The organism is Salinibacterium sp. NG253, from assembly GCF_015864945.1.
GTDB lineage: Bacteria > Actinomycetota > Actinomycetes > Actinomycetales > Microbacteriaceae > Rhodoglobus.
In genome coordinates, this window is sequence record NZ_JADYWF010000001.1 from 624780 (window position 1) to 647231 (window position 22452).

The window sequence follows — 22452 nt, forward strand, 5'->3', positions numbered from 1 at the left end:
AAGAAGGCGACGCTAGCGCTGCAACCAGGTGAGCACCGCGAGAACGCGGCGGTGGTCGCTGCCCGAATCTTCGAGATTCAGCTTCTGAAAAATTGCCGTCACGTTCTTTTCGACCGCGCCAACACCGATGACGAGCTGCTTGGCGATAGCCGCATTCGTGCGGCCCTCGGCCACGAGCGTCATAACTTCGTGCTCACGCGGAGTCAACGACATCAAGGGATCCTGACGGCGACCGACGAGTTGAGCAACAACCTCGGGATCAAGCACCGTGCTGCCGGCAGAAATCCGCTCCACCGCATCCTGCAACTCATCCAGAGAGGCGACGCGGTCCTTCAAGAGGTAGCCAACACCACCACGACCCGAGGACAGCAGTTCCTGCGCATACACAACCTCGACATACTGCGAGAGAAGGAGAATGCCGATCTGGGGCCTCAATTCACGCAAGCGAATGGCGGCGCGCACTCCCTCATCCCGAAACGTCGGCGGCATGCGCACATCGAGCACCACAAGATCGGGAGCACATTCATCGAGGTTCGCGAGCAGCTCATCCGCATCCCCGAACGCACCGACAACATCGAAGCCGGCTTCGACGAGCACACGCACGAGCCCTTCGCGCAGTAGTACCGAATCATCAGCAACAGCAACGCGCAAAGGGCTCATGCGCTTAAGACTAGAGGTCAACGGGCGCCCGATCTGCACTGGGTTTGGGCAAAGGCAGCCGCGCCGTTACCGTCGTTGGTCCGCCAGCGGGGCTCTCGATCTCAAGGCGTCCGCCAACACCGCGAACACGCTCTTCGATGCCAGCAAGACCGTGGTCGGCGAGCACCGCGGCGCCGCCCTGGCCATCATCCGTGACCTGCACGAGAAGCCAGGGACGGCCATCCGATTGCTCGGTGAGAAGCCGAACGGAGGCATGGCCAGCGTGAGCGTGCTTGGCGACATTGGTGAGCAATTCAGCGACAACGAAGTACGACGCACGCTCGACTTCGCCTGGCAGAACGAGCGGGGCGGGAAGCTCGGAGGTGAGCGTCGTTGGCACAGCTGCGCGCGCGGCTACTGATTCAAGGGCCGCGACAAGGCCGCGGTCGAGCAAAAGTGGCGGTGCGAATCCGCGAGATAGCGCCCGCAGTTCTTCGAGCGCTTCAGCCGACTGCGCTTGGGCTTCCGTGAGCAACTGGCGAGCCTTTTCGGGGTCGACAGAGAGTTGGCGCTCGGCGGCCGCAAGATCCATTTGCAGTCGCACGAGTCGCTGCTGCGGACCATCGTGGATGTCGCGCTCGAGCCGACGAAGCGAGTGGCCTTCAGCCGAGAGAGCGGCGCCGCGCGACTCCTCAAGTGACTGCACTTCGCGACGCAGGCCATCCGATTTGAATGCAGTGAGGGTGCCGCGAGCCAGCCACCACTGCGTCATGACAAGGCCGCGGGTGACGAAAGGGAGGGTTGCGATGAAGATCAGGCCAACGACGAAAGCAACAATGTTGTCGGCAATCTCGAGGTCCCAGCCGGTGGTGTTGACGCCGACGAGTCCGAAGAACCACTCTCCGAGTGACCAGTCGGGGTCGCCGGTTTGCACTTCGCCGTCGAGGAACCAAGAGAAGATTCCAGTGAGTCCGACGGTGAGCCACACGAAGGAGATCGTCCAGGTGATGATCGTGAGAATGAAGCCAAGAATTGTGGTGTGCAGCAAGTAGAGCCAGTAGTGCGCGTTGCCGAGGGTGGCGCTGAGCCAGCCGCCGAACCCGGTAGCGGCGCGGTCATCTTGCCAGTCGGGACGCTCTAGCCGGGCACGACCAGTCCATTCCAAGAGGTTGACGTGCGCGAGCCCGAACCCGCGCCCGACGTACAACGCCAGAATCATGACAAAGAAGCCGATGAGGAAGACCGCGAGCGTGCCGATGCCAGTGGCGACGAGGGAGATTGTCACGCCGAATCCGGTCATCGCAATCGGGAAACCGACAATGAGGTACAGCACCTCTTTTGGCGTGGTGCGCCACAGTTGCCAATAGGGGTTTCGGGGCTTCGTCACAGTGTCTGTAGTCATGGGTCTCTCGCTTTAGTCTCGCGCATTCGCGGGGCGGATGTTCGTCTCCTACAGAATCGCGAAATCGAGGCAGACTCCCCAGCGTGGATGCACACAGACCGGCAGTGGGGATATCCCCCGTGAGCGTGCTCTGCGTTGCGGGCTGGCATCCATTAGGCGCTCCCGGAAACTCCGCTTCGCGGCGGGTTAGCGTTGCCTCAGCTTGCTTGTGAAATTTTTGAGGCTGCGTAGCGTTGTCTTTGTAGAACAACGAAGGAGCACACAATGACCGAAATTAAAGCAGTTCCGCAGACCTCAGCAGACCCTGATGTCACCTCGGGTGTTGCCCAGTTCCTCGGCCCGGTTGTCACCGACCTCACGGCCCTGTCGATTGACGGCAAGCAGGCTCACTGGCACGTTCGCGGTGCGAACTTCCAAGCCATCCATGAACTTCTCGACACCATCGTCGACCACGCCCGCGACTGGGCTGACACTGCTGCAGAGCGTGTTGTGGCCCTCGGACTTCCGATCGACGCTCGCACTCAGACCGTCGGCGCTAAGGCAACGACCCCGAGCATGACTGCCGGCTTCCAGCAGGCCGACGACGTTATCGCTGAAGTTATCGCTGCGATCGATGCCACTCTCCTGACCGTTCGCACCGCCGTTGATGAGCTCGGTGAGCTCGACAAGGTCAGCGAAGACGTTGCAATTGAGATCGCTCGTGGGCTTGAGAAGGACCGCTGGTTCCTCTTCGCTCACCTCGCCACCAAGTAACTTCTCTGGCGGTCGCTTCGCCTGCGACTAGTTGCGCCTATGATTCGTCGTAGTCACAACTGGTTGTGCGTGAAGCGCCCGGCCAGGATTGTCGCGTCAACCCGCATCGCCCGCAGTTCTTCACCGCTGCAGTCGAGCGGGTTTTTGCGTGTCACGACAATGTCGGCCACTTCCCCGACGGCGATGGTCGACTGGGCTGACGCCGTGAGGGCTTCGGCCACAGTGATGCGCTGTTCGGGGTACCACGGCTCCCGCCCATCGCGACTGCGACTCACAGCCGACGCGATCGCTGCCCACGGGTCGAGCGGAGCAACCGGAGCATCCGATCCCATCAGCAGTTCGATGCCAGCATCGAGCATCGAGCGCAACGCAATCGTGCGGTGGTTGCGACCGGGCCAGAGAGCGTCCGCTACATCGCGGTCATCCATGGCGTGTTCGGGCTGCACGCTCGCTGCGATTCCGAGAGCCGCGAAGCGAGGCAAATCCGACTCAGAAAGCGACTGCGCGTGCTCGATGCGGCCACGGCATCCGACGACTTCAAAAGCGTTGAGGGCAAGAGTGTTCGCGTCGTCACCGATAGCGTGCACGGCGGGCGACAAACCAGCGCCGCTGGCAGTGCGAATCCACTCGACGAGTTCGTCAGCGGGGATGTTAAGCACTCCCCTGTTGTGTGGTTCGCCCGGGTAGTGCTCGACACAGTACGCGGTGCGGGTGTTGAGCGATCCGTCGGTGATGATCTTGAACGGGCCCACTTCGAGCAGCGGCGCCAGTTGTTGACCGGTGGTGAGGCCTTCGAAGATGGCGCGTTCGAGAAAGCGCGGGTAGACGCCGACGCGCACCCGAAACAGGTCGAACCCTTCGAGCATGCGGCGCTGCCAGTTCTCGAACTCCCACGTCATCTCGAGATCGACAATGCCAACGACGCCGCGGGATGCCGCTTCCGCAGCCCCGTCGCGGATCCAGCCATCAAGAATGTCGGGTTCCACTCGGCTGAGCGCGCTTCCGACAGCGAAGGCTTCTTCTTCGCGCAGGAACCCGGTGGGGTGGTCGTAAAAACCGAAGCGTTCGAGGGCGAGGCTGTTGAGCCAGCAGGAGTGCAGGTCGCCGCTGACAAGCACGACGGCGATGTCGGAGACGGCGGAATCGAGCAGTTCGCGGGTGGGTTGGTCAGGCCAGAGGGCATCGCGGAAACCTTGACCGACGATGATGCCGTCGGATTCGGGAAGGACTGACGTGGCGAGAGTGACGGCAACTTCGGTTGCCGAGGTCGTGTGGCTGAGGTCGAGGCGCTGCGACTGCTGCGCCCACATGCTGGAGTGCACGTGCTGATCCCAGAGACCGGGCATGATCCAGCGGCCGTCGAGGTCTACGGTTTCGGGGTCGGCGTCGGCGTCGGCGTCCGCGCCGGTAGCGGTGTCAGCGACCGCGGGCGCGCGGTGCGGCTCGATAGCGACGATGCGTCCCTCGGCGAGGGTGACATCGACCAGGGCGGAGGCATCGTCGCCGACGATGCGCGCGTTAGTCAGTTTCACTCGGCAGTGCCCTTGTCATTTCTGCGGCCAGTTCTGAGCTAGCGTACGCGCCGTTCGAGCCGAGTTCGTTCACAATGTTCTGCTGCACGGCAGGTTTTTTGTTCTGGCTCATCTTCATGCGGGCATCGAACCGGTCGATCACGATGCGCAGGCCGACGGTTCCTTTGGCGGCACGGCGAGCGCCTGCTTCGTCATCCGACAGGCTGACCGGATGCTCGACATGGTGCTCGAAGTGATCGACAAGTTCGCTCAACACCCGAAAATTCTCTTCGTCACTCAGAATCTCGGGAGTGCCGTAGAGGTGCGCGGTGGCGTGGTTCCAGGTGGGGATGTTCTCGCCCTCGGGGTACCAACTCGACGAGATGTAGCCGTGCGGACCCTGAATGATCACGAGCACCTCGTGCTGGCCGACCTCGTGCAGTTCGTCATCGGGGCGCCCGAAGTGCGTGACCAAGCTGAGCTGATCGTCCCGGTTTTCGAGCATCACCGGGTAGTGCGAGGCGACCATGCCCTGAGAGGTTGTCGAGACGATCGTGGCCCACGGGTGCTCGTGGATCAGGCGGCGCACTTCTGACCGCTCGGTGATCACGAACGTCGGGGTGTGCCGCATGTCAGGCTCCCTGCGGTTTGGATGCTCGGGGCTTCGTCGAGCGTGGCGTGGTTGCGCGCGGCGCCTTCCCCTTGGCCTTTGGCAGGGTAGCGCCCAACGGTGCTTGGCAGCTGGGGCACCAATACAGCTTGCGACCCGCAGCGATCTCCATGACGATGTTCGTGCCACACACTCGGCACGGGAGCCCTTCGCGGTGATACACCCAGTGGCGGTCATCCCGGCTGGCGAGCGCCGCCGTGTAGTCGTCGCCGGTGAGCCCATCCATCGTCATCATTTGACCGGTGCGCACCCCGATCTCGAGCAGGTGCGCCCAGTCGCGCCAGAGTTCGCGCACCAGTTCTTCGGGAATGAGCTTGCCCGGCGTGTGCGGATCAAGGCGAGCGCGGAACAAAATCTCGGCCCGATAGACGTTACCGATGCCACTGACGACCGACTGATCCATCAGCAGCACGCCTATCGGTGTCTGCTTCTTGCGAACGGTCGCCACGAAACGTTCTTCGCCTTCGCCGTTGTCGTCAACGAGCGGATCGGGACCGAGCTTGTTGAGGGCGACCTGCACTTCGTCGGGGTTCAGCACTTCGCACGCGGTTGGCCCGCGCAAGTCGGCACACGTCGTGTCCGTCAGGAGGCGAACGCGCACGGCGCCGATGGGCTCGGGTGGAAACTCTGAGACGGTGTCGGTCGCTTTTTCTTGCTCCGACATTCGCAACCGGGTGCGGCGCGGGGCACCGATGCTCGCGAGCGAGTCTTCGTGCTCCCCCACCACCGAGTTGCCCGCACCAGCCGCAGCGCTGCTCATCTCGACAACGCCAGCGGCATCCGCGCCGTCAACAGCAGTGCCATCCACAACAGTGCCGTGCTGGTTGGTCTGCCCCATGCGCCCGGCAGCGGATGCCGTAGTCGCATCGGCAGTGAAGTTGCCCGCGAAATCCCAGGCTCCGTAGAGCCCGAGGTGCACGCGCAGCCAGCGGTCGTGCTCGAATTCGAGGAACATCTGCTTGCCCACGGCTTTGGCGCTGAGCATCCGCAGTCCATCGAGGCGTTCGGCTCCCGCAGCAAAGCGACCTTGCGGTGAGGACACTGCGACGGTTTTGCCGACGAAGTGCAGCGCGAACTGGCGCGCAATGCGATGTACGGAATGCCCCTCAGGCATTACTGCTCGAAGGGGTGCGCGGCGATGGCGCCTGTCGTCTCGTACTCGGCAAGCTGAGCGATGCGGCGAGCGTGGCGTTCGTCGCCCGAGAAAGGTTCCGTGATGAAGAGGTCGATGAAACGGGTGGCTTCGTCAACGGTGTGCTGGCGGGCGCCAATAGAGATGACGTTGGCGTCGTTGTGCTGGCGGGCGAGAACGGCGGTCGAGTCGTTCCATACGAGGGCGGCGCGGATGCCCTTGACCTTGTTAGCGGCGATCTGCTCACCGTTGCCCGAGCCACCAAAGACAACACCGAGTGCTTCGACACCGGCCGTCTGGTCGGCGGCAACACCGAGCGCTGCGGCAATGCAGAATCCGGGGTAATCGTCGAGAGCGTCGTACTTAACGGGGCCGTGATCAATCACGTCGTGGCCTGCATCGGTGAGGTGCTGCTGCAGAGTGGCACTGAACTCGAGGCCAGCGTGATCGGTGGCGATATGGATGCGCATTCATCCAGTCTACGGTCGCATTCGAGCGGTAGTGCTGACATTGAGGAGGTGCGGCATAAGCTAGTTGGGTGCGGTCACAAACCGCCCCAACACGAAGGAGTTGTACGTGCCCGGAGAGAACCTCACCCGAGTTGAAGCGCAAGAACGCAAAGCGATTGTCAACGTAGACAGCTATGAGATTGCGCTTGACCTCACTACGGGTCCTGAGACGTTTAAGAGCAGCACGACTGTTCGCTTTACTGCCACTGCTGGCGCATCCACTTTCATTGATTCGATCACCCGCACGGTTGACTCGGTCACGCTCAACGGCACCGCACTTGATGTTGCTGCCGTGAACGATGGTGTGCGCATCCAGCTCGACAACCTTGCTGAGAACAACGTTCTTGAGGTTGTGGCGGATGCCGAATACACCAACACCGGTGAGGGCCTGCACCGCTTCGTTGACCCGGTTGACGAAGAGGTGTACCTCTACTCGCAGTTCGAGGTGCCCGATTCGCGTCGTGTGTTCGCTGTGTTCGAGCAGCCTGACCTCAAGGCCACATTCCAGTTCACGGTGACGGCGCCGGCACGCTGGGCCATGATCAGCAACTCCCCCACGCCTGAGCCTGACGTGAACGGCGAGAACGCCACGTGGGAGTTCCCACCCACTCAGATCATGGCGAGCTACATCACCGCGATCGTGGCTGGCCCGTATGTCGAGGTTCGCGACGAGCTCACCTCGAGCGATGGCCGCGTCATCCCCCTCGGCATCTTCACGCGTGCCTCGCTGAGCGAGTACCTCGATGCTGACTACATTTTCGAGAAGACCAAGCAGGGCTTCGAGTACTTCGAGAAGCACTTCCAGTACCCGTACCCATTCGAAAAGTACGACCAGCTGTTCGTGCCCGAGTTCAACGCGGGTGCCATGGAGAACGCTGGCGCTGTCACCTTCACCGAGACCTACGTTTTCCGCTCGAAGGTGACCGACGCCATCAAGGAACGTCGCGTTGTCACGATCTTGCACGAGTTGGCTCACATGTGGTTCGGCGACCTCGTGACCATGAAGTGGTGGAACGACCTGTGGCTGAACGAATCGTTCGCTGAGTGGGCTTCCACCATCGCGACCGCTGAAGCTACCGAGTGGACCGAAGCGTGGACCACCTTCGCGGCCATGGAGAAGAGCTGGGCCTACAAGCAGGATCAGCTGCCGTCGACTCACCCCGTCTACGCGTCGATCAATGACCTCGATGACGTTCTCGTCAACTTCGACGGCATCACCTACGCGAAGGGTGGCTCGATTCTCAAGCAGCTCGTTGCTTGGGTTGGCCTCGAAGCATTTATGGCCGGCGTTGCGGCGTACTTCAAGAAGCACGCCTACGGCAACTCCGAGCTCAAGGATCTGCTGGTTGAACTGGAGAAGACCAGTGGCCGCGAGCTCATGGAGTGGAGCAAGCTGTGGCTTGAGACCGCTGGTGTGAACACGCTGCGTCCGGATGTGGTGACCGCTGAAGACGGAACCGTCGAAAGCTTCGCGATCGTTCAGACCGCGGCCGATGATTACCCCACGATTCGCCCGCACCGTCTCGCTATCGGTTACTACTCGTTGGAGGACGGCAAGCTTGTTCGCCACCACCGCATCGAGATCGATGTTGAGGGTGAGCGCACCGAGGTTCCCGAGCTCGTCGGCACGAAGCGCCCCGACCTCATCCTGATCAACGACGACGACCTCGCCTACGCGAAGATCCGTCTCGATGACGCGTCGCTTGCTGTGGCTATGAAGCACCTCTCGGACATCACTAACCCGCTGGCTCGCGCCATCGTGTGGGGTGCCGCGTGGGATGCTGCTCGTGATTCTGAGACTCCGGCCAGCGATTATGTCGCCCTGGTTCTCGGCAACATTGCGTCGGAGACCGAGTCGACCACCATCCGCACCACGCTCGCGCAGCTGGTGTTGGTTGCTAAGCAGTACGTTGCTCCTGAGCGTCGTGCGGCCACGGTTGAGAAGATCGGCGACACGCTCTGGGCTCTCGCCCAGAGTGCTGAAGCGGGTTCGGATGCTCAGTTCCAGTTCGTGAAGTACTTCGCGAATGTGGCATCCACCGAACAGCACGTCACGGTGCTTCGCGCCCTGTTGAGCGGTTCGACCACGCTTGAGGGTCTCGAGATTGACACTGACTTGAGCTGGGAGCTTCTGGAGGGCCTCGTGCTCAACAGTGCTGCCGGTGATGCTGACGTGGATGAGGCTCTCGCCAAGGACAAGACAGCAAACGGCCAGCAGGCTGCGGCTCGGGTTCGCGCAACGATTCCGACCGAGGCAGGCAAGCAGGCTGCCTTTGATTCGCTCGTGAAGAGTGACAAGGCTCCGAACGCTATCGTGCGCAACGTGACGATGGGCTACACCCACGTGAACGATCCCGCTGTGCTGGAAGCTTTTGTGGCTCCGTACTTCGAGGCGATCAACGATGTGTGGAACAACCGCAGCTATGCGATTGCCGAGACGGTTCTTCGTGGCCTCTACCCAGCACCGCTGGCAAATCAGGGACTCGTGGATGCCACGAACGCCTGGCTCGAGGCAAACCCCGATGTTCCGGCCCTGCGCCGCATCATCGTGGAGAACCTTGCCGGGGTTGAGCGTGCACTGGTAGTTCAGGCTCGCGACAATTCCTAACCCTTTTCAGCCGCCTCACGGCGGGCATGCTGGGGCCTAGCGGTGACTACACAGAAGTCACTCGCTAGGCTCCGAGCATGGAAGATTTCACTCTGGGCGGCTTGCGCAACAGCATTGTCGCCTTTTTGGCCGCATGGCCGCTCGTTGAGGCTGTCGTCATCATCGTGGTGGCGTGGTTTGTGCGCCTCGTTCTCCTCTTCATCATCAAGCGTGTCGTCGACCGCGTAGTGAACGGTGTGAAGCACAAAGAGAACATTCACGACACTCAAGTGTTGATGACCTCTCCCCTCGCCGCCGTGCGCGTCGTGCAGCGCACCCGCACTCTCGGCGGGGTGCTCTCGAGCATTGTCACGGTGGTCATCGTGATCATCGTGCTGCTGCTGTTGTTCAACATTCTTGCTCCGGATGCCACGGGCGCCTTCGCACTCATCACGGCTGCAACCGGTGCCGGGCTCGGTTTCGGCGCCCAAAACGTGGTCAAGGACGTGCTGAACGGTCTCTTTATGGTGGCCGAGGATCAGTTGGGCGTTGGCGACATTGTTGACCTCGGGCCGGCGGTGGGTGTCGTGGAGTCGGTCGACATCCGCACCACCCAGGTGCGCGATGTGAACGGAACCCTGTGGTTTGTGCGCAACGGCGAGATCACCCGCGTGGGCAACATGTCGCAGGGGTGGGCGCGCGTGATTATCGATCTTGCTGTGCCGTATGACTCTGATGTGGATGCCGTGCAGGAGCGCATCCTGAAGACCGCGGTTGATCTTTACAAGACTCCCAAGTGGACGACTCGCATCTTGGAGGTGCCCGAGATTTGGGGCATCGAATCTATTTCGTCTGAGGCGGTGGTGGTTCGTCTGGTGGTGAAGACGGCATCCGCAACAAAGGATGATGTTGCGCGCGAGTTGCGGGCGCGTCTGAAGAAGGATTTGGATGAGGCGGGTGTCAAACTTCCCGCATTGAATTCGATCGTGTTGAGTGGCTTTGATGGTGCTGCGAGTGTGCGCGGTGCACGACCGCCCCGCACTCGTCCGGTACCGGTGAATTTTCCCGAGGAGAAGCCCAAGAAATGACCGAAGCTGAGAACGTGACCGAGCCCGCTGATGGCGTCGAGCCGAAAAGTGACGCTGCGCCGGCGAAATTGCCGAAAATCCGGTTGATTGCGAAGCCAGCGGTGACCCCGGATGCTCCGGCCGATTCGATGTGGGAACTCATCGGCGGTCGCGACACCTTCGAGAAGCTCGTGCGCGAGTTTTACGTTGGCGTTGCAACGGATGAGGTGCTGCTGCCGATGTATCCAGAGCAGCCCGATCTTGAGGGTGCCATCCAGCGCCTGACGGGTTTCTTGGAACAGTACTGGGGCGGCCCGAACACCTACAGCCAGGAACGCGGACACCCCCGCCTGCGCATGCGCCACATGCCCTTCAAGGTGAACCCGGATGCTCGTGACCGCTGGTTACACCACATGCGGGCAGCTCTCGACACCCTAGAATTGCCGCCGCTCTACGACGCCGAAATCTGGGCGTACCTCGACCGTGCCGCGCACGCCATGGTCAATACGTTTGAGGAGTAGGCATTCCGTTTTACCCCACACAGCGCTTATCACCGTGCTCCTCGCCCCTAGGATATTCGGGTGAAGAAATTTTCGGTATCGGTGTTGGCCAGCGTTCTTTTGCTAGCGGGGTGTTCGTCCGTTGTATCGCCCACACCGGTCTCGGACGCGGAAAAACTTGAGGATCTCCGCACAACGATTGCGGAAGGTGCTGAGTGCTCCGAACTCACACCGCTCTTTGCGCTCATTGCCGAAAACTCAGACGAATTTCCTTCCGCGCAGGGCGAGATGATCAATATCGGGTGCACTTACGTTGGCGCTGAGCGCACAGATAGCGAACTCTCTAGTGTCGCTCCCGGCAGCCCTTGGCTTGGGGTTCCTGGCGAGAGAGTAACCCCCTCCACCACGTGCACCGACTCAGCGAAGGTTGCTGCCGCCGAGACTGACGTCACGAAAGCCGACCCTCTGATTATCGCGACTCTCGATCATTGCGAGACAGTCAGCGAGTGGATGTCGGCCCTTGAACTCCACCCTGAAGTTATGGGGATGATGCAGGGGTACATTCCGCAACTCATCGATCTTGAATCCGTCTGCTACGCCAACGTGGAGTCAGCGGTCTGCACCGACGCTCTCGAAATGGGTCTTGCTGTAGGCCCATAGCACCCTCGGGCTGCCTGCAGCGGCGCGCTGGCAGGGGTTCGCCGTTGGGGCATTTGCGGCCGGCGCCTGTTCGGGTCCGGCGGCGCAACCAGCAAAAACGAGCTCTGCTGGTCGTCGCAGGCCTCTTGTGCCGACTGCTCCTGCCCCAACGGCGGTGAGCGTGATGCTCTATTTAATGTGTCGTTTTGTGCGATGACACGCGACGACGTTCGGTAATACAAGCATAGGTGAGAGAATCTCTAACTCAAAGTCGGTGAGGCTTTACGCCCCTTTGGTTAGTTGCCCATACATAAACATGTCGCGCGGCTTTCCTTCTATCCGTTCCCAACCACGAAGGAGACCCTCACGTTCATAGCCAGCGCTCTCTGCTGCTCGCCATGACCCTTCGTTCCACGGCTCGACGTATAGCTCGAGCCGGTCGAGATCAGCGTGGTGCACCGCCCACGCCGTGAGCACACGGAGCGCCTCTGCGGCGTAGCCTTTGCGTCGCTCGGAGGGCACGACCCAGTACCCGATGCTGGCGCGCGCACCTGCTCCCGCTACGAAAAACATCCCGATGTGACCGACGGCACGATCGGTGCCATCGGCTATCGCGAAGGCATAGCCAGCACCGGTTCTCAAACGATCATGTTGCCGGGCGACGAAAGCCAACGCCTCGGCTTCGCCGTCGGTTGACGGGACGGTTGTGATGAGCGGAATCTGCGAATCGCCGGATGCTTCTTGAACCGTTGCGATATCGGAGTTGCGCCATTCGCGCAGCGCCAACCGCTCGCTCCGCAGCGTCGGGAGTTCGAGTGGGCGTCCTGTCATAGAGCGATTAGATCACGACGCTCGATATTCGATGCGGAAACTCGTCGGCGGTCGCGACACGTTCGAGAAGCTGGTGCGGAACGACGACTACGCGAAACCCGATGTCAGATCAGCTCACCGAGATCTACGAATTCTGATCGACCGAGCCCGTCGCGTTCGACTGCCCTAGGTACTTCTGCAGCGCCTTGATCGACAGGATGAGAGCCCAGATAGCCAACACAACGAGGGCGATTACGGCGGCAAAGAAAACGACGTTGAAGACGATTCCCACGATTCCGAGTTGACCAATCATTCGCCCACCCTACGGGGAAAGTAAGAGAAACTCCACTAGCGCTGGGTGGCCGGGATGATCGTGCAGATCTCAGCCTCGTTGCAGTTGGCCGGGTCGAGAGCTTGTGCCTCGTGAATGAGTTGCTTCAGCTCCGCTTCGAGCGCCGCCAGGTCTTTCAGGCGCTCCTGCACGCCTTCTAGTTTGTGTTCGAGCAAGCTCGAGACGTGGGTGCAGGGCGCTTCGCCGGCATCCCGCAGCGACAGAATGCTCATGATTTCCGACAGCGTGAGCCCCGCGGCTTGGCTGTTGCGGATGAACGTGACTCGGTCGACAACGGCGGGATCGTAGTCACGATACCCGTTGCCTTGCCGCTGAGGCTCGGGCAGAAGCCCTTGCTTTTCGTAAAAACGGATCGTGTGACGCGGAACATCCAGGCGATCGGCGACTTCTCCAATAAGCATTGGGCAAGACTAACGCTTGACCTTCAAGTGCACTTCAAGGTTTACGGTGAAGGTATGGAAATCACGCTGCAATACTTCGAGGGCTGCCCCAACTGGAAGGTTGCCGATCAACACATCAACGAACTCGTCCAAGAGTTCCCGCAGATCACCGTGTCGCGACACCTGGTCGACACGGTCGAAGAAGCTGAGCGTGTGGGGTTCCGCGGGTCACCGAGCATCCTCTTCGATGGGGTGGATCCCTTTGCCCAGCCGGATGCCCCGGTCGGGCTTGCATGCCGCCGCTACATCACCCAGGCTGGCTTTGCCGGCGCACCCACCGTTGACCAGCTGAGAGAGAAGCTGAACAGCAATGACTGACAACAACTATGACCTGCTCGTCATCGGCGCCGGAATGGCCGGCATTGCCGCCGCAAAGAAGACGGCGTCACGCGGGTGGCGCGTCGGAATCGTGGATGCACTCCCCTATGGCGGCACGTGCGCGCTTCGTGGATGCGACCCCAAGAAGATCCTTCGGCGCGCTGCAGAGATCGTCGATTCTGCCCGCCTCTTCGCTGGCAAAGGAATCAATGCGGATGACCTCAGCGTCAACTGGGCTGACCTCATGCAGCACAAGCACGGGTTCACCGATCCGGTTCCCGAGAGCATGGAGAAGGGGCTCAAGGCGGCCGGCGTTGACACCCTGCACGGGATCGCGACGTTCATCGACACCAACCACATCGAGATCGACGGCACGAAGTTTCAGGCGAACAAGTTCTTGATCGCCACCGGTGCGGTGCCCCGCGAGCTGGACTTTCCCGGCCACGAACACCTCATCGACAGCACCGGCTTTCTCAACCTCCCCGAGCTTCCGCGACGGATTGCGTTCATTGGCGGCGGCTTCGTGTCCTTCGAGTTTGCGCACATCGCTGCCCGCGCGGGAAGCACCCCGGTAGTGATCGACCGCGGCCGCATTCCGCTGAAGGGTTTCGACCCCGACCTCGTCGAACTCTTGCTCAAGCGAGGCGAAAGCGCTGGCGTTGCGGTGCAGCGCGAAACGACCATTGCGAGCGTCGAGAAGCTCGCCCAAGGATTCCGGGTCACGACCCAACAGGGCGGCACAGAATCCACGATGGATGTTGACCTCGTCGTGCACGGTGCGGGCCGCACCGCAGACCTCGGTCGCCTGAATCTCGAAGCGGCCAATGTCGCGTTCGGCCTTCGCGGCATCCAAGTTTCGGAGCACCTGCAGAGCACCACGAATCCTGACGTGTATGCGGCTGGCGATGCTGCAGACACCCCAGGGATGCCGCTGACACCGGTGGCGGTGTTCGAAGCGAAGATCGCGGCATCCAACATGCTGAAGCCGAATTCGGCGACGCCGGATTACAGCGCTATTCCCACTGCGGTGTTCACCATTCCGGAGCTCGTCAGAGTCGGCATGCTCGAGCACGAGGCCAAGGAGAGCGGACTCGACGTTGACGTGCGCTTCGCCGACACGAGCGGATGGTTCTCCAACTACCGTATTGGTGAAACGACCGGTGCGACAAAGATTCTGGTCGACAAGAGCACCGACCGCATTATCGGCGCCCACCTCCTCGGCCACGACTACGCCGAACTCGCCAACACGATCGCTCTCGCCATGAAGAACGGCCTCACCACGCGCCAAATCAAGTCGACGACTGCCGCGTACCCGTCGACTGGGTCAGACCTGGGGTCGATGGTCTGACGTGGGGAGGTTGCCTCGATGTAACCCGACCTTGAGGGTGTCATCTAGCGTCTGACGGGCTTCCTGGAGCGGCCGACCGAGCCCTGAATACCTAAATCGGGCTAACGCTGTGAAAATCAGCCCAAATGGACAGCGCGCTTATCCCTATTCGTTCACGCCCGAGAACGAGAGCTCGCCTCGTTGAATAATCGGCATCAGCAACGGTGCGCCAAATACCCGCATTGAAATGTCAGAAATTGATTGACGCGTGTAGGGCAGGATGTGCATGAGAGCTACATTATTTACGAACTCGACAAGAATTACTCGAGAGACAGAACGAATGCTCAGCGCGTCAACAGCATATTCTGCACCCACTTGGGAAACGATGGCGCCCTGAGGGGCTTCCACTCGTGTAGTCAGACGAATACGGAACCCGTCGTCCGCGTCTCGCAAATCTATGTCCAGCCCATAGGCCGGATCTACCGGATCGGCGTCGGACGAGGCCTTCGCATCAAGTGAACGTGTGCCGCTCAGTTCCAGTTGTGAGATCGATGTCAGCGAGCAGCGTCCGACGAAATCTTCAAGTGACAGCTCAGCCATTGCCGTGGACAGAAACGCGACGAACGGTTCCCTCGGTAACCCAAGAAGTACGCGGCGCCGACACATCATCACGCTGCAGAGGCCAAGGACCCGATAGCGAGGTTACGATCGCTTCAAATGACTCGTCGATTGAACAACACGCATCTACAACAGAGTGTTCGATGTTCGCGCCAACTGCGAGAGCGTAGCGTCGCACGGTAGCCAAAGTTGGATTCGCGTCATAGTGCTCGAAGGCCGCGATGGTTGGTTGACTAACCCCCATACGTTCGGCGATTTCCGCTTGGGTGAGGTTGTGCTTTTTACGCTGTTCGATAAGCGACGAAAGAAGGTTGTCATGCTCATCGATCAGCTGGCCAGCGAGCGTTTCGAGGCGTGCCGCATCCGTTGTCATAGATCAAACTCTATATTGCTTTCGACCTAAGTAGCAATCCCCCACGAACTGGGGGCTCCAGCATCAAAGTATCGCTTAGACATTCTGATTTCTTCGTCCTGTGCGCGATAAATGTGATCCACCGCTAAGTCTTTTTCATGAATATGGTGCCCTATGAAGTGGGCAGGGTGCGAAATGGGCTCTGAATGATAGAGACGTACGATAGTGCTGCGATGGCTTAGAAGACCGCCCGTACGAGTGGTCACCGGGATGCTCTGCCATCGAATCTCGTACAGTGGAGGCGGATTTTCCACGTCGACAGGTTTTACGTCAGCTACTGGCCTGAGTTTGCCAAGCTCCGCCTTCTGTATACGGCGCTGGAACTCCATCTTTGCCATCGCCTTGCTGTGAGGACTCCAAACTCGATCCGGCGCGTCGAGCGCGGTAAAAAAAGCCTCTGTAGCAGCTTCTAGGTCGCCGCCAACCGTGCACGTTGGATATCCGTACCAGCGAAAACTGACGTGACTGCCAGCGCTGCATCGGGAGGATTCGTCAAATCTGGGCACACTAGGACTCTATCGTCTACGACTGACACCACGAGGGCTCTATATTGAACGAAAATGCAACGCCACACGCGGAATGTTGCGCTGCGAAATCTCGGCGTCACTCAATGGTTCGGATTCAGGCCACGGCGAGAACGGCACCTAACCCTCGCGCAACCCCGCCCGCGCTACCACGCACTCCGCGTGCCGCAGGATGGGCCCATCCACCATGCGGCCCTCGAAGCTGAAGACGCCGGGCTGCGATTCCGCTGCGGCGAGAAGTGCCCGTGCTGACGCGATTTGCTCGACCGTGGGCGCATAACTTTCGCGCACGATGGCCACTTGAGAGGGATGAATGCAGGCCGTAGCCGTGAACCCGAGCGCAGCGGCATCCCGAGCCTCAGCACCGAGACCATCCAGGTCTGCGATGTCGAGATGCACCGCATCAATCACAGCCTTCGAATAGGCACCGGCCGCGAGCAACACCGACGACCGCGCATGCAACGCGACACCACGGTACGGGCCGGAATCTTCGCGCGACGACGAACCACCGAGCGACGCCACCAAGTCTTCGGCACCCCACATGAGGGCAACCACGCAATCCAGCGCCGCCAAACTGGTGGCCGCCAGCACACCCCGCGCCGTCTCGCACAGCGCGATCACGTCGAGGTCAGTGAGCGCATCGAAATCAGCAACCGACTCCGACTTCGAGAGCATTACCGTGCGGTATTCCGTCTGTTCCAACGCCTCGAGGTCACTGTCGTGATCCTCGGTGCCGGCCGGATTCAGGCGCACAATCGTGCGGGCCGGATCCATCGGGTTTGCGATCAGTGCAGCGCGCGCCGCAGCCTTATCGACGCTGGCTACGGCATCCTCAAGGTCAATGATGATGGCATCCGCGCGCTCCAGCGCCTTCGCATAACGGTCGGGGCGATCCCCCGGAACGAACAAAATTGACGGCCCGAGAGTGAAAATCACGGTGCGCCCTCCTCAGTCCAGACCATCACCGAACGGGTCGCGACAGCCACCACAACACCATCCTGATTCTTGGCCGTGTGACGCAACGAAATGATTCCCTGGCCGGGGCGCGACTTCGACAGCCGCTTCTCCAGCACCTCAGACTCGGAATACATCGTGTCGCCGTGATACAGCGGATGTGGAAAGTTGACCTCCGTGAAGCCCAGATTCGCCACAATCGTGCCCTGAGTCAGTTGAGCTACGGATGCCCCCACCATCGTCGAGAGTGTGAACATCGAGTTCACCAAGCGCTGCCCGAACGGCTGCTGCTCAGACCACGCGGCATCCAAATGCAGCGACTGCGTGTTCATCGTCATCGTCGTGAAGAGCACATTGTCAGCCTCGGTGACGGTGCGGCCGGGCGCGTGCAAATAGACCGCGCCCTCCTCGAACTCGTCGAACCAGAGACCGCGCTGCTGAATACGTTTGCCGGTCATAGGGTTGCGAACCCCAGCTCACGAGCAATGACCATCATCTGCACCTCAGTGGTGCCCTCACCGAGCTCCAGCACCTTCGAGTCACGGTAGTGGCGGGCGACAGGGTTCTCGTTCATGAAGCCATAGCCACCAAAGATTTGGGTGGCATCCCGAGCGTTATCCATGGCCGCCTCGCTGCTGATCATTTTCGCCAAGCTCGCCTCCATCTTGAAAGGAACTCCGGCAACCAGTTTGCGGGCTGCGTCGTAGGTTGCCAAGCGTGCCGAGTGAACTCGGGCCTGCATCCGCGCAATCTTGAACGCAATGTGCTGGTTCGAACCAATCGAACGACCGAAGACGTGACGCTCGTTGGCGTAACGGATCGACTCCTCCAGGCAGCCCTGCGCCGCGCCGGTGCAGAGTGCCGAGAACGCGACGCGGCCCTCATCCAGAGCCTCGATGAAGTTAGCGAAGCCACGACCGCGCTCCCCCATCAGGTTCTCCTCGGGAACCCGCACGTTGTCGAACGACAGCGGGTGCGTGTCAGAGGTGTGCCAGCCGACCTTGTCGTAGGGCGGGTGCACCGTGAAGCCCGGCGTGCCGTTCGGAACGAGGATGGCGCTCAACTCTGGGCGACCATTCTCTCGACGACCCGTGACCGCCGTGACCGTCACAACCTTCGTGATCTCACTGCCCGAGTTAGTGATGAACTGCTTCGTGCCATTGATGACCCATTCGCCATCGATGAGCTCGGCAGTGGTCTTGGTTCCCGCAGCATCGGAGCCGGCATCCGCTTCAGTCAGACCGAAACCAGCGAGAGCTTCACCGCGCGCGAGCATCGGAACCCACTGCTGCTTCTGCTCTTCGCTACCGTGCTTGAAGATCGGCATCGCGCCAAGACCGATGCCGGCCTCGAGCGTCACCGCGATCGACTGGTCGACGCGAGCAAGTTGCTCAATCGCGAGACACAGCGAAACGTAGTCTTTGCCCTGCCCGCCGTACTCCTTGGGGAACGGCAAACCGAAGAGACCCATTTCACCCATTTGCGCGATGATGCCGTAGGGCAGTTCACGCTTCGTGTCGTACTCATACGCTGCCGGAGCAACAACCTTGTCGGCGAAATCGCGCACGTCAGCGCTCAACTTCAGCTGCTCATCGGTGAGGCCGAGGTGGGTGATTTCGCCGCGGGTAGCGTCGTGACTCATGAGGTTTCTCCTTCAGTGCTCGCTTGTGGCGATTCGATTCGGGCAACGATCTGATCGCGTGTGACCAGATCGCCAGGCTTCAAACTGATGTCGACAACCCCATCGAGGGTTGCGACAACGGGGTGTTCCATCTTCATGGCTTCGATCGTGAGCACCGTCTGACCGGCAGTCACGGAGTCTCCGTTCGCCATCGCAACTGCGACAACGGTGCCGGGCATGGGCGAACGCAACTCGGGATCGACCACACCGGCGACTCTCGCGAGCGTCGCGCGGTGAGCCGCGAGTGACTCGGCGCGAGACTGCGCAGTGAGAGCCCAGGAAGTGCCCTCCTGCCCAATCCACACCGTGGCGTCGACCGTTTCTAGGGCGAGACGGATGCTCTGCGCACCCCACTCGACACCGGTGCTCGTCAAGCGCGCCGGGGTGGTCGTGCCGTCGATCGTGACCTCCGCTGCGCTGGGCGGGCCGGCAACCAAAACCTCGTGCACCTGTCCCGCACCCGCGAGACGGTAGCGGGCCGGGCGATGCTGGCCCACACGCCAACCGCTGGGCTGCTGCCAGGGTGAGCCCGGCATCCAGCGTTCGGAATGGATGCTCAGAGCCGCCGCTGCGAGCACCGCCGGGGTGGGGGCGGTGAACTCGATCTCGGCAAGAGCTCGTTCGATGAGGCCGGTGTCTAGTTCGCCGGCGCGGACGTCGTCGCGGGCGAGCAGTGCTCGGAGGAATTCGATGTTGGTCGTGACGCCCAGGATTACCGTGTCGGCGAGGGCGCGGTCGAGGGCGTGGAGGGCTTCGGCGCGGGTGGCGCCGTGAGCGATGACCTTCGCGAGCATCGGGTCGTAGTTGGCCGAGACTGTGCCGCCCTGGATGAGGGAGCTGTCGACGCGCACGCTGGTGGCGGCTGTGCCGGTCGTGCTGGCGCTGCTTGTGCCGGCGCTGGCCGCACTGCCGTCGGCGGCCTCGTGCAGGTGCACGATCTGACCGGCGGAGGGCAAAAAGTCGTTGGCGGGATCTTCGGAGTAAATGCGCGCCTCGACCGAGTGACCGGTGAGCGTGGGCGTCTCCACCGTGAGCTTCTCGCCGGCAGCAATGCGCACTTGCCACTCCACGAGGTCGATGCCGGTAACCATTTCGGTGACGGGGTGCTCCACTTGCAGTCGCGTGTTCATCTCCATGAAGAAGAACTCGTCGGGCGCGTTGTCGGAGACGAGAAACTCGACTGTTCCGGCCCCGACGTAGCTCACGCTGCGCGCGACCTCGCAGGCGGCTTCACCGATACGCTGCCGTGTTGCCTCATCGAGCAACGGCGATGGCGCTTCTTCGATGATCTTCTGGTGGCGACGCTGCAGCGAACATTCGCGCTCCCCCAAGTGGATGATCGTGCCGTGGCTATCGGCCAGAACCTGCACCTCAATGTGGCGGGGCTTCTCGACGAGGCGCTCGAGGAAGAGCGTGTCATCGCCGAACGCGGCACTGGCCACACGACGAGCAGAGTCGAGCGCACCCGCGACAGCATCGGGCTCACGCACGATCGTCATGCCCTTGCCACCGCCACCAGCCGACGGCTTGATCAGCAGCGGGAACCCGACCTCGGCGGCAGCAGCCACCAGATCGTCGTTCGTCATGCCCGGCTCAGCGATTCCGGGGATCACGGCAACACCGCGTTCGGTCACGTGCTTCTTCGACGCGATCTTGTCGCCCATGATCTCGAGCGCTTCGACGCCCGGGCCGATAAAGGTGATTCCGGCAGCGGCGCAGGCCTCCGCCAAGGACGCGTTTTCGGAGAGGAAGCCGTAGCCCGGGTGCACCGCATCAGCATGCATGCCGTCTACGGCATGGGCGGCGGCAACGATCGATTCGACCGAGAGGTAGCTGTCAATCAGCACCGCGGCATCCGCGACTTGCACGTGCTTCGCGTCACGATCGTGCTCGGTGTAGACCGCGATCGAACGGATGCCCATCGAGTGCAGGGTGCGCGTGATGCGACAGGAAATTTCGCCACGATTGGCGACCAGAACGGCAGAGAACATGGCAATCACATCCGGAAGAGGCCGAAGCCCGGCTCAGGCAGCGGGGTGGCCGCGGCGATATCGAGGGCCATGCCGAGCACGTCTCTGGTGTCTTTGGGGTCAATGATTCCGTCATCCCAGAGGCGGGCTGTCGAATAGTAGGGGCTGCCCTGGCGTTCGTATTGTTCGCGGATGGGCTTCTCGAACGCGACCTTGTCGTCGTCGGTGAAGGCGTCTTCGCCGAGCTGATCGCGGCGCACCGTGGAGAGCACGGCAGCAGCCTGCGGGCCGCCCATGACTGAGATACGGGCGTTGGGCCACATCCACAAGAAGCGTGGCGAATACGAGCGACCACACATCGAGTAGTTGCCGGCACCGAACGAGCCGCCGATCACGACCGTGAACTTGGGAACGCGCGTTGTCGCGACCGCGGTCACCATCTTGGCGCCGTTTTTGGCGATGCCACCGGCTTCATATTCCTTGCCGACCATGAAGCCAGAGATGTTCTGCAGGAACAGCAGCGGGATGCCGCGCTGATCGCACAGTTCGATGAAGTGAGCGCCCTTGAGCGCCGATTCGCTGAACAGCACCCCGGCGTTAGCAACGATGCCGATCGGATGCCCGTGCAGCGTCGCGAACCCCGTGATGAGCGTCGTGCCGTATTCCTTCTTGAACTCGTGGAACTCGCTGCCGTCGACGAGCCGCGCGATCACTTCGCGCACTTCGTAGGGGCTTTGCACGTCGGTGGGCACGACCCCGTAGAGCTCGTCGGGGTTCACGGCGGGAGGCCGCGAGGCAACGACATCCCACGCAGGAGCGGCAGGCTTGGGAATGGTCTTGATGATGTTCCGCACAATTTCGAGCGCGTGGCGGTCGTCGTCGGCAAGGTGGTCGGTGACGCCAGAGGTGCGCGCGTGCACGTCTCCCCCGCCGAGCTCTTCGGCCGTGACGATCTCGCCGATGGCGGCCTTCACGAGCGGCGGACCGCCCAAGAAGATCGTTCCCTGATTACGCACGATGATCGTCTCGTCGCTCATCGCCGGAACGTAAGCGCCACCCGCGGTGCACGAGCCCATGACCGAAGCGATCTGTGGGATGCCGGCCGCCGAGAGGCGAGCCTGGTTGTAGAAGATGCGCCCAAAGTGGTCGCGGTCGGGAAAGACTTCGTCCTGCATCGGGAGAAAGGCACCGCCCGAGTCGACGAGGTAGACGCAGGGCAACTTGTTCTCGAGAGCAATCTCTTGCGCCCGCAAATGCTTCTTCACTGTGAGGGGAAAGTAGGTGCCGCCCTTCACCGTCGCGTCGTTCGAGATCACGAGCACAGGACGGGAGTGGATGAGGCCGATACCGGCAATCACGCCAGCGCCGGGAGCCTGGTCGTCGTAGATTCCATTCGCGGCGAGCGGGGCGATCTCGATGAAAGGGCTGCCCTCATCGAGCAGTTCATCGACGCGGTCGCGAGGCAGAAGCTTGCCGCGGGAGACATGGCGTTCGCGAGACTTCTCCGAGCCACCGAGAGCCGTCATCGCGAGTCGTTCGCGCAATTGCTCGACAAGGCCGCGCATTGACTCTTCGTTAGCCGCAAACGTCGGGTGAGACGGTTGAGCGGCCGAGGAAATCTTCTCCATCGAACACCT

The 22452-nt window shown here is 61.4% G+C and carries 23 protein-coding genes; 7 read left to right on the top strand and 16 right to left on the bottom strand.

The window, feature by feature from the left end; translation table 11 throughout:
- Positions 1–12: 12 nt before the first annotated feature.
- On the bottom strand, positions 13–660 hold the full coding sequence (locus tag I6E52_RS02980) for a response regulator transcription factor (protein ID WP_231601745.1): 648 nt from the start codon (positions 658–660) through the stop codon (positions 13–15).
- Positions 661–670: 10 nt separating this feature from the next.
- Complete coding sequence (locus tag I6E52_RS02985; RefSeq protein ID WP_197154782.1) at positions 671–2041, bottom strand: sensor histidine kinase; 1371 nt, start codon at positions 2039–2041, stop codon at positions 671–673.
- 264 nt (positions 2042–2305) lie between these two features.
- Here I6E52_RS02985 and I6E52_RS02990 point away from each other — a divergent pair, with 264 nt between their 5' ends.
- The gene (locus I6E52_RS02990) at positions 2306–2794 is read left to right on the top strand and encodes a Dps family protein (RefSeq protein ID WP_197154783.1); all 489 of its coding nucleotides are present in this window, start codon (positions 2306–2308) and stop codon (positions 2792–2794) included.
- A gap of 53 nt (positions 2795–2847) precedes the next feature.
- On the opposite strand, the gene I6E52_RS02995 is transcribed toward I6E52_RS02990, so the two are convergent.
- The 4 genes from I6E52_RS02995 to I6E52_RS03010 are packed head-to-tail and all read right to left on the bottom strand — an operon-like array spanning position 2848 to position 6577.
- Complete coding sequence (locus I6E52_RS02995) at positions 2848–4326, bottom strand: amidohydrolase (protein WP_197154784.1); 1479 nt, start codon at positions 4324–4326, stop codon at positions 2848–2850.
- Entirely contained in the window at positions 4313–4936 is a 624-nt protein-coding gene (locus I6E52_RS03000; RefSeq protein ID WP_197154785.1) for an FMN-binding negative transcriptional regulator, read from the bottom strand. Before I6E52_RS03000 ends, I6E52_RS02995 begins: the two co-directional genes overlap by 14 nt.
- Position 4937: 1 nt before the next feature.
- Entirely contained in the window at positions 4938–6089 is a 1152-nt protein-coding gene (locus I6E52_RS03005; protein ID WP_231601746.1) for an Fpg/Nei family DNA glycosylase, read from the bottom strand.
- Positions 6089–6577: a ribose-5-phosphate isomerase gene (locus tag I6E52_RS03010; protein WP_197154787.1), complete on the bottom strand. Its 489-nt coding sequence runs from the start codon at positions 6575–6577 to the stop codon at positions 6089–6091. Before I6E52_RS03010 ends, I6E52_RS03005 begins: the two co-directional genes overlap by 1 nt.
- A gap of 106 nt (positions 6578–6683) precedes the next feature.
- Here I6E52_RS03010 and pepN point away from each other — a divergent pair, with 106 nt between their 5' ends.
- From pepN to I6E52_RS03030, 4 genes are all read left to right on the top strand, one after another.
- The gene (gene pepN / locus I6E52_RS03015) at positions 6684–9224 is read left to right on the top strand and encodes an aminopeptidase N (protein ID WP_197154789.1); all 2541 of its coding nucleotides are present in this window, start codon (positions 6684–6686) and stop codon (positions 9222–9224) included.
- 77 nt (positions 9225–9301) lie between these two features.
- Positions 9302–10291, top strand: a complete 990-nt coding sequence (locus tag I6E52_RS03020) for a mechanosensitive ion channel family protein (RefSeq protein WP_197154791.1) — start codon at positions 9302–9304, stop codon at positions 10289–10291.
- Between the two features lie 128 nt (positions 10292–10419).
- Entirely contained in the window at positions 10420–10791 is a 372-nt protein-coding gene (locus tag I6E52_RS03025) for a globin (protein ID WP_197156910.1), read from the top strand.
- A gap of 60 nt (positions 10792–10851) precedes the next feature.
- Positions 10852–11430 (top strand): hypothetical protein, encoded by a 579-nt coding sequence (locus I6E52_RS03030; protein WP_197154793.1) that lies wholly within the window; start codon positions 10852–10854, stop codon positions 11428–11430.
- A gap of 261 nt (positions 11431–11691) precedes the next feature.
- Here I6E52_RS03030 and I6E52_RS03035 read toward each other — a convergent pair whose 3' ends face one another.
- The 3 genes from I6E52_RS03035 to I6E52_RS03045 all read right to left on the bottom strand — a co-directional run bounded on the left by I6E52_RS03035 (position 11692) and on the right by I6E52_RS03045 (position 12972).
- A complete protein-coding gene (locus I6E52_RS03035; protein ID WP_197154794.1) occupies positions 11692–12240 on the bottom strand; it encodes a GNAT family N-acetyltransferase in 549 nt (182 codons plus the stop codon).
- A 124-nt stretch (positions 12241–12364) separates the two neighbouring features.
- On the bottom strand, positions 12365–12532 hold the full coding sequence (locus I6E52_RS03040) for a hypothetical protein (RefSeq protein ID WP_197154795.1): 168 nt from the start codon (positions 12530–12532) through the stop codon (positions 12365–12367).
- Between the two features lie 35 nt (positions 12533–12567).
- Complete coding sequence (locus I6E52_RS03045; protein ID WP_197154796.1) at positions 12568–12972, bottom strand: heavy metal-responsive transcriptional regulator; 405 nt, start codon at positions 12970–12972, stop codon at positions 12568–12570.
- Positions 12973–13026: 54 nt separating this feature from the next.
- On the opposite strand from I6E52_RS03045, the gene I6E52_RS03050 reads away from it, so the two are divergent.
- Both I6E52_RS03050 and I6E52_RS03055 read left to right on the top strand, forming a co-directional pair.
- Positions 13027–13329, top strand: a complete 303-nt coding sequence (locus I6E52_RS03050) for a thioredoxin family protein (protein WP_197154797.1) — start codon at positions 13027–13029, stop codon at positions 13327–13329.
- Positions 13322–14677, top strand: coding sequence for an NAD(P)/FAD-dependent oxidoreductase (locus I6E52_RS03055; protein WP_197154798.1), 1356 nt, complete (start codon positions 13322–13324; stop codon positions 14675–14677). The genes I6E52_RS03050 and I6E52_RS03055 overlap by 8 nt, the downstream gene beginning before the upstream one ends.
- A 144-nt stretch (positions 14678–14821) precedes the next feature.
- Here I6E52_RS03055 and I6E52_RS03060 read toward each other — a convergent pair whose 3' ends face one another.
- The 7 genes from I6E52_RS03060 to I6E52_RS03090 form a co-directional block, all read right to left on the bottom strand.
- On the bottom strand, positions 14822–15256 hold the full coding sequence (locus I6E52_RS03060; RefSeq protein WP_197154800.1) for a hypothetical protein: 435 nt from the start codon (positions 15254–15256) through the stop codon (positions 14822–14824).
- Complete coding sequence (locus tag I6E52_RS03065; RefSeq protein ID WP_197154801.1) at positions 15249–15647, bottom strand: helix-turn-helix domain-containing protein; 399 nt, start codon at positions 15645–15647, stop codon at positions 15249–15251. Before I6E52_RS03065 ends, I6E52_RS03060 begins: the two co-directional genes overlap by 8 nt.
- 683 nt (positions 15648–16330) lie before the next feature.
- Complete coding sequence (locus I6E52_RS03070; protein ID WP_197154802.1) at positions 16331–17146, bottom strand: CoA ester lyase; 816 nt, start codon at positions 17144–17146, stop codon at positions 16331–16333.
- On the bottom strand, positions 17143–17622 hold the full coding sequence (locus I6E52_RS03075; protein WP_100388689.1) for a MaoC family dehydratase: 480 nt from the start codon (positions 17620–17622) through the stop codon (positions 17143–17145). The genes I6E52_RS03070 and I6E52_RS03075 overlap by 4 nt, the downstream gene beginning before the upstream one ends.
- Positions 17619–18806 carry an acyl-CoA dehydrogenase family protein gene (locus I6E52_RS03080; protein ID WP_197154803.1) on the bottom strand — a complete coding sequence of 396 codons (1188 nt, stop codon included), beginning with the start codon at positions 18804–18806 and terminating at the stop codon, positions 17619–17621. The genes I6E52_RS03075 and I6E52_RS03080 overlap by 4 nt, the downstream gene beginning before the upstream one ends.
- Positions 18803–20836: a biotin carboxylase N-terminal domain-containing protein gene (locus I6E52_RS03085; RefSeq protein ID WP_231601748.1), complete on the bottom strand. Its 2034-nt coding sequence runs from the start codon at positions 20834–20836 to the stop codon at positions 18803–18805. The genes I6E52_RS03080 and I6E52_RS03085 overlap by 4 nt, the downstream gene beginning before the upstream one ends.
- Positions 20837–20841: 5 nt before the next feature.
- On the bottom strand, positions 20842–22443 hold the full coding sequence (locus tag I6E52_RS03090) for a carboxyl transferase domain-containing protein (RefSeq protein ID WP_197154804.1): 1602 nt from the start codon (positions 22441–22443) through the stop codon (positions 20842–20844).
- Positions 22444–22452 lie beyond the last annotated feature (9 nt).

What these genes read in the sequence shown, in the direction of transcription:
- I6E52_RS02980 (WP_231601745.1), bottom strand. Translation starts at nt 660, where the DNA reads ATGAGCCCTTTGCGCGTTGCTGTTGCTGATGATTCGGTACTACTGCGC.
- I6E52_RS02985 (WP_197154782.1), bottom strand. Translation starts at nt 2,041, where the DNA reads ATGACTACAGACACTGTGACGAAGCCCCGAAACCCCTATTGGCAACTG.
- I6E52_RS02990 (WP_197154783.1), top strand. Translation starts at nt 2,306, where the DNA reads ATGACCGAAATTAAAGCAGTTCCGCAGACCTCAGCAGACCCTGATGTC.
- I6E52_RS03000 (WP_197154785.1), bottom strand. Translation starts at nt 4,936, where the DNA reads ATGCGGCACACCCCGACGTTCGTGATCACCGAGCGGTCAGAAGTGCGC.
- I6E52_RS03005 (WP_231601746.1), bottom strand. Translation starts at nt 6,089, where the DNA reads ATGCCTGAGGGGCATTCCGTACATCGCATTGCGCGCCAGTTCGCGCTG.
- I6E52_RS03010 (WP_197154787.1), bottom strand. Translation starts at nt 6,577, where the DNA reads ATGCGCATCCATATCGCCACCGATCACGCTGGCCTCGAGTTCAGTGCC.
- I6E52_RS03020 (WP_197154791.1), top strand. Translation starts at nt 9,302, where the DNA reads ATGGAAGATTTCACTCTGGGCGGCTTGCGCAACAGCATTGTCGCCTTT.
- I6E52_RS03025 (WP_197156910.1), top strand. Translation starts at nt 10,420, where the DNA reads ATGTGGGAACTCATCGGCGGTCGCGACACCTTCGAGAAGCTCGTGCGC.
- I6E52_RS03035 (WP_197154794.1), bottom strand. Translation starts at nt 12,240, where the DNA reads ATGACAGGACGCCCACTCGAACTCCCGACGCTGCGGAGCGAGCGGTTG.
- I6E52_RS03040 (WP_197154795.1), bottom strand. Translation starts at nt 12,532, where the DNA reads ATGATTGGTCAACTCGGAATCGTGGGAATCGTCTTCAACGTCGTTTTC.
- I6E52_RS03045 (WP_197154796.1), bottom strand. Translation starts at nt 12,972, where the DNA reads ATGCTTATTGGAGAAGTCGCCGATCGCCTGGATGTTCCGCGTCACACG.
- I6E52_RS03050 (WP_197154797.1), top strand. Translation starts at nt 13,027, where the DNA reads ATGGAAATCACGCTGCAATACTTCGAGGGCTGCCCCAACTGGAAGGTT.
- I6E52_RS03055 (WP_197154798.1), top strand. Translation starts at nt 13,322, where the DNA reads ATGACTGACAACAACTATGACCTGCTCGTCATCGGCGCCGGAATGGCC.
- I6E52_RS03060 (WP_197154800.1), bottom strand. Translation starts at nt 15,256, where the DNA reads ATGGCTGAGCTGTCACTTGAAGATTTCGTCGGACGCTGCTCGCTGACA.
- I6E52_RS03065 (WP_197154801.1), bottom strand. Translation starts at nt 15,647, where the DNA reads ATGACAACGGATGCGGCACGCCTCGAAACGCTCGCTGGCCAGCTGATC.
- I6E52_RS03075 (WP_100388689.1), bottom strand. Translation starts at nt 17,622, where the DNA reads ATGACCGGCAAACGTATTCAGCAGCGCGGTCTCTGGTTCGACGAGTTC.
- I6E52_RS03080 (WP_197154803.1), bottom strand. Translation starts at nt 18,806, where the DNA reads ATGAGTCACGACGCTACCCGCGGCGAAATCACCCACCTCGGCCTCACC.
- I6E52_RS03085 (WP_231601748.1), bottom strand. Translation starts at nt 20,836, where the DNA reads ATGTTCTCTGCCGTTCTGGTCGCCAATCGTGGCGAAATTTCCTGTCGC.
- I6E52_RS03090 (WP_197154804.1), bottom strand. Translation starts at nt 22,443, where the DNA reads ATGGAGAAGATTTCCTCGGCCGCTCAACCGTCTCACCCGACGTTTGCG.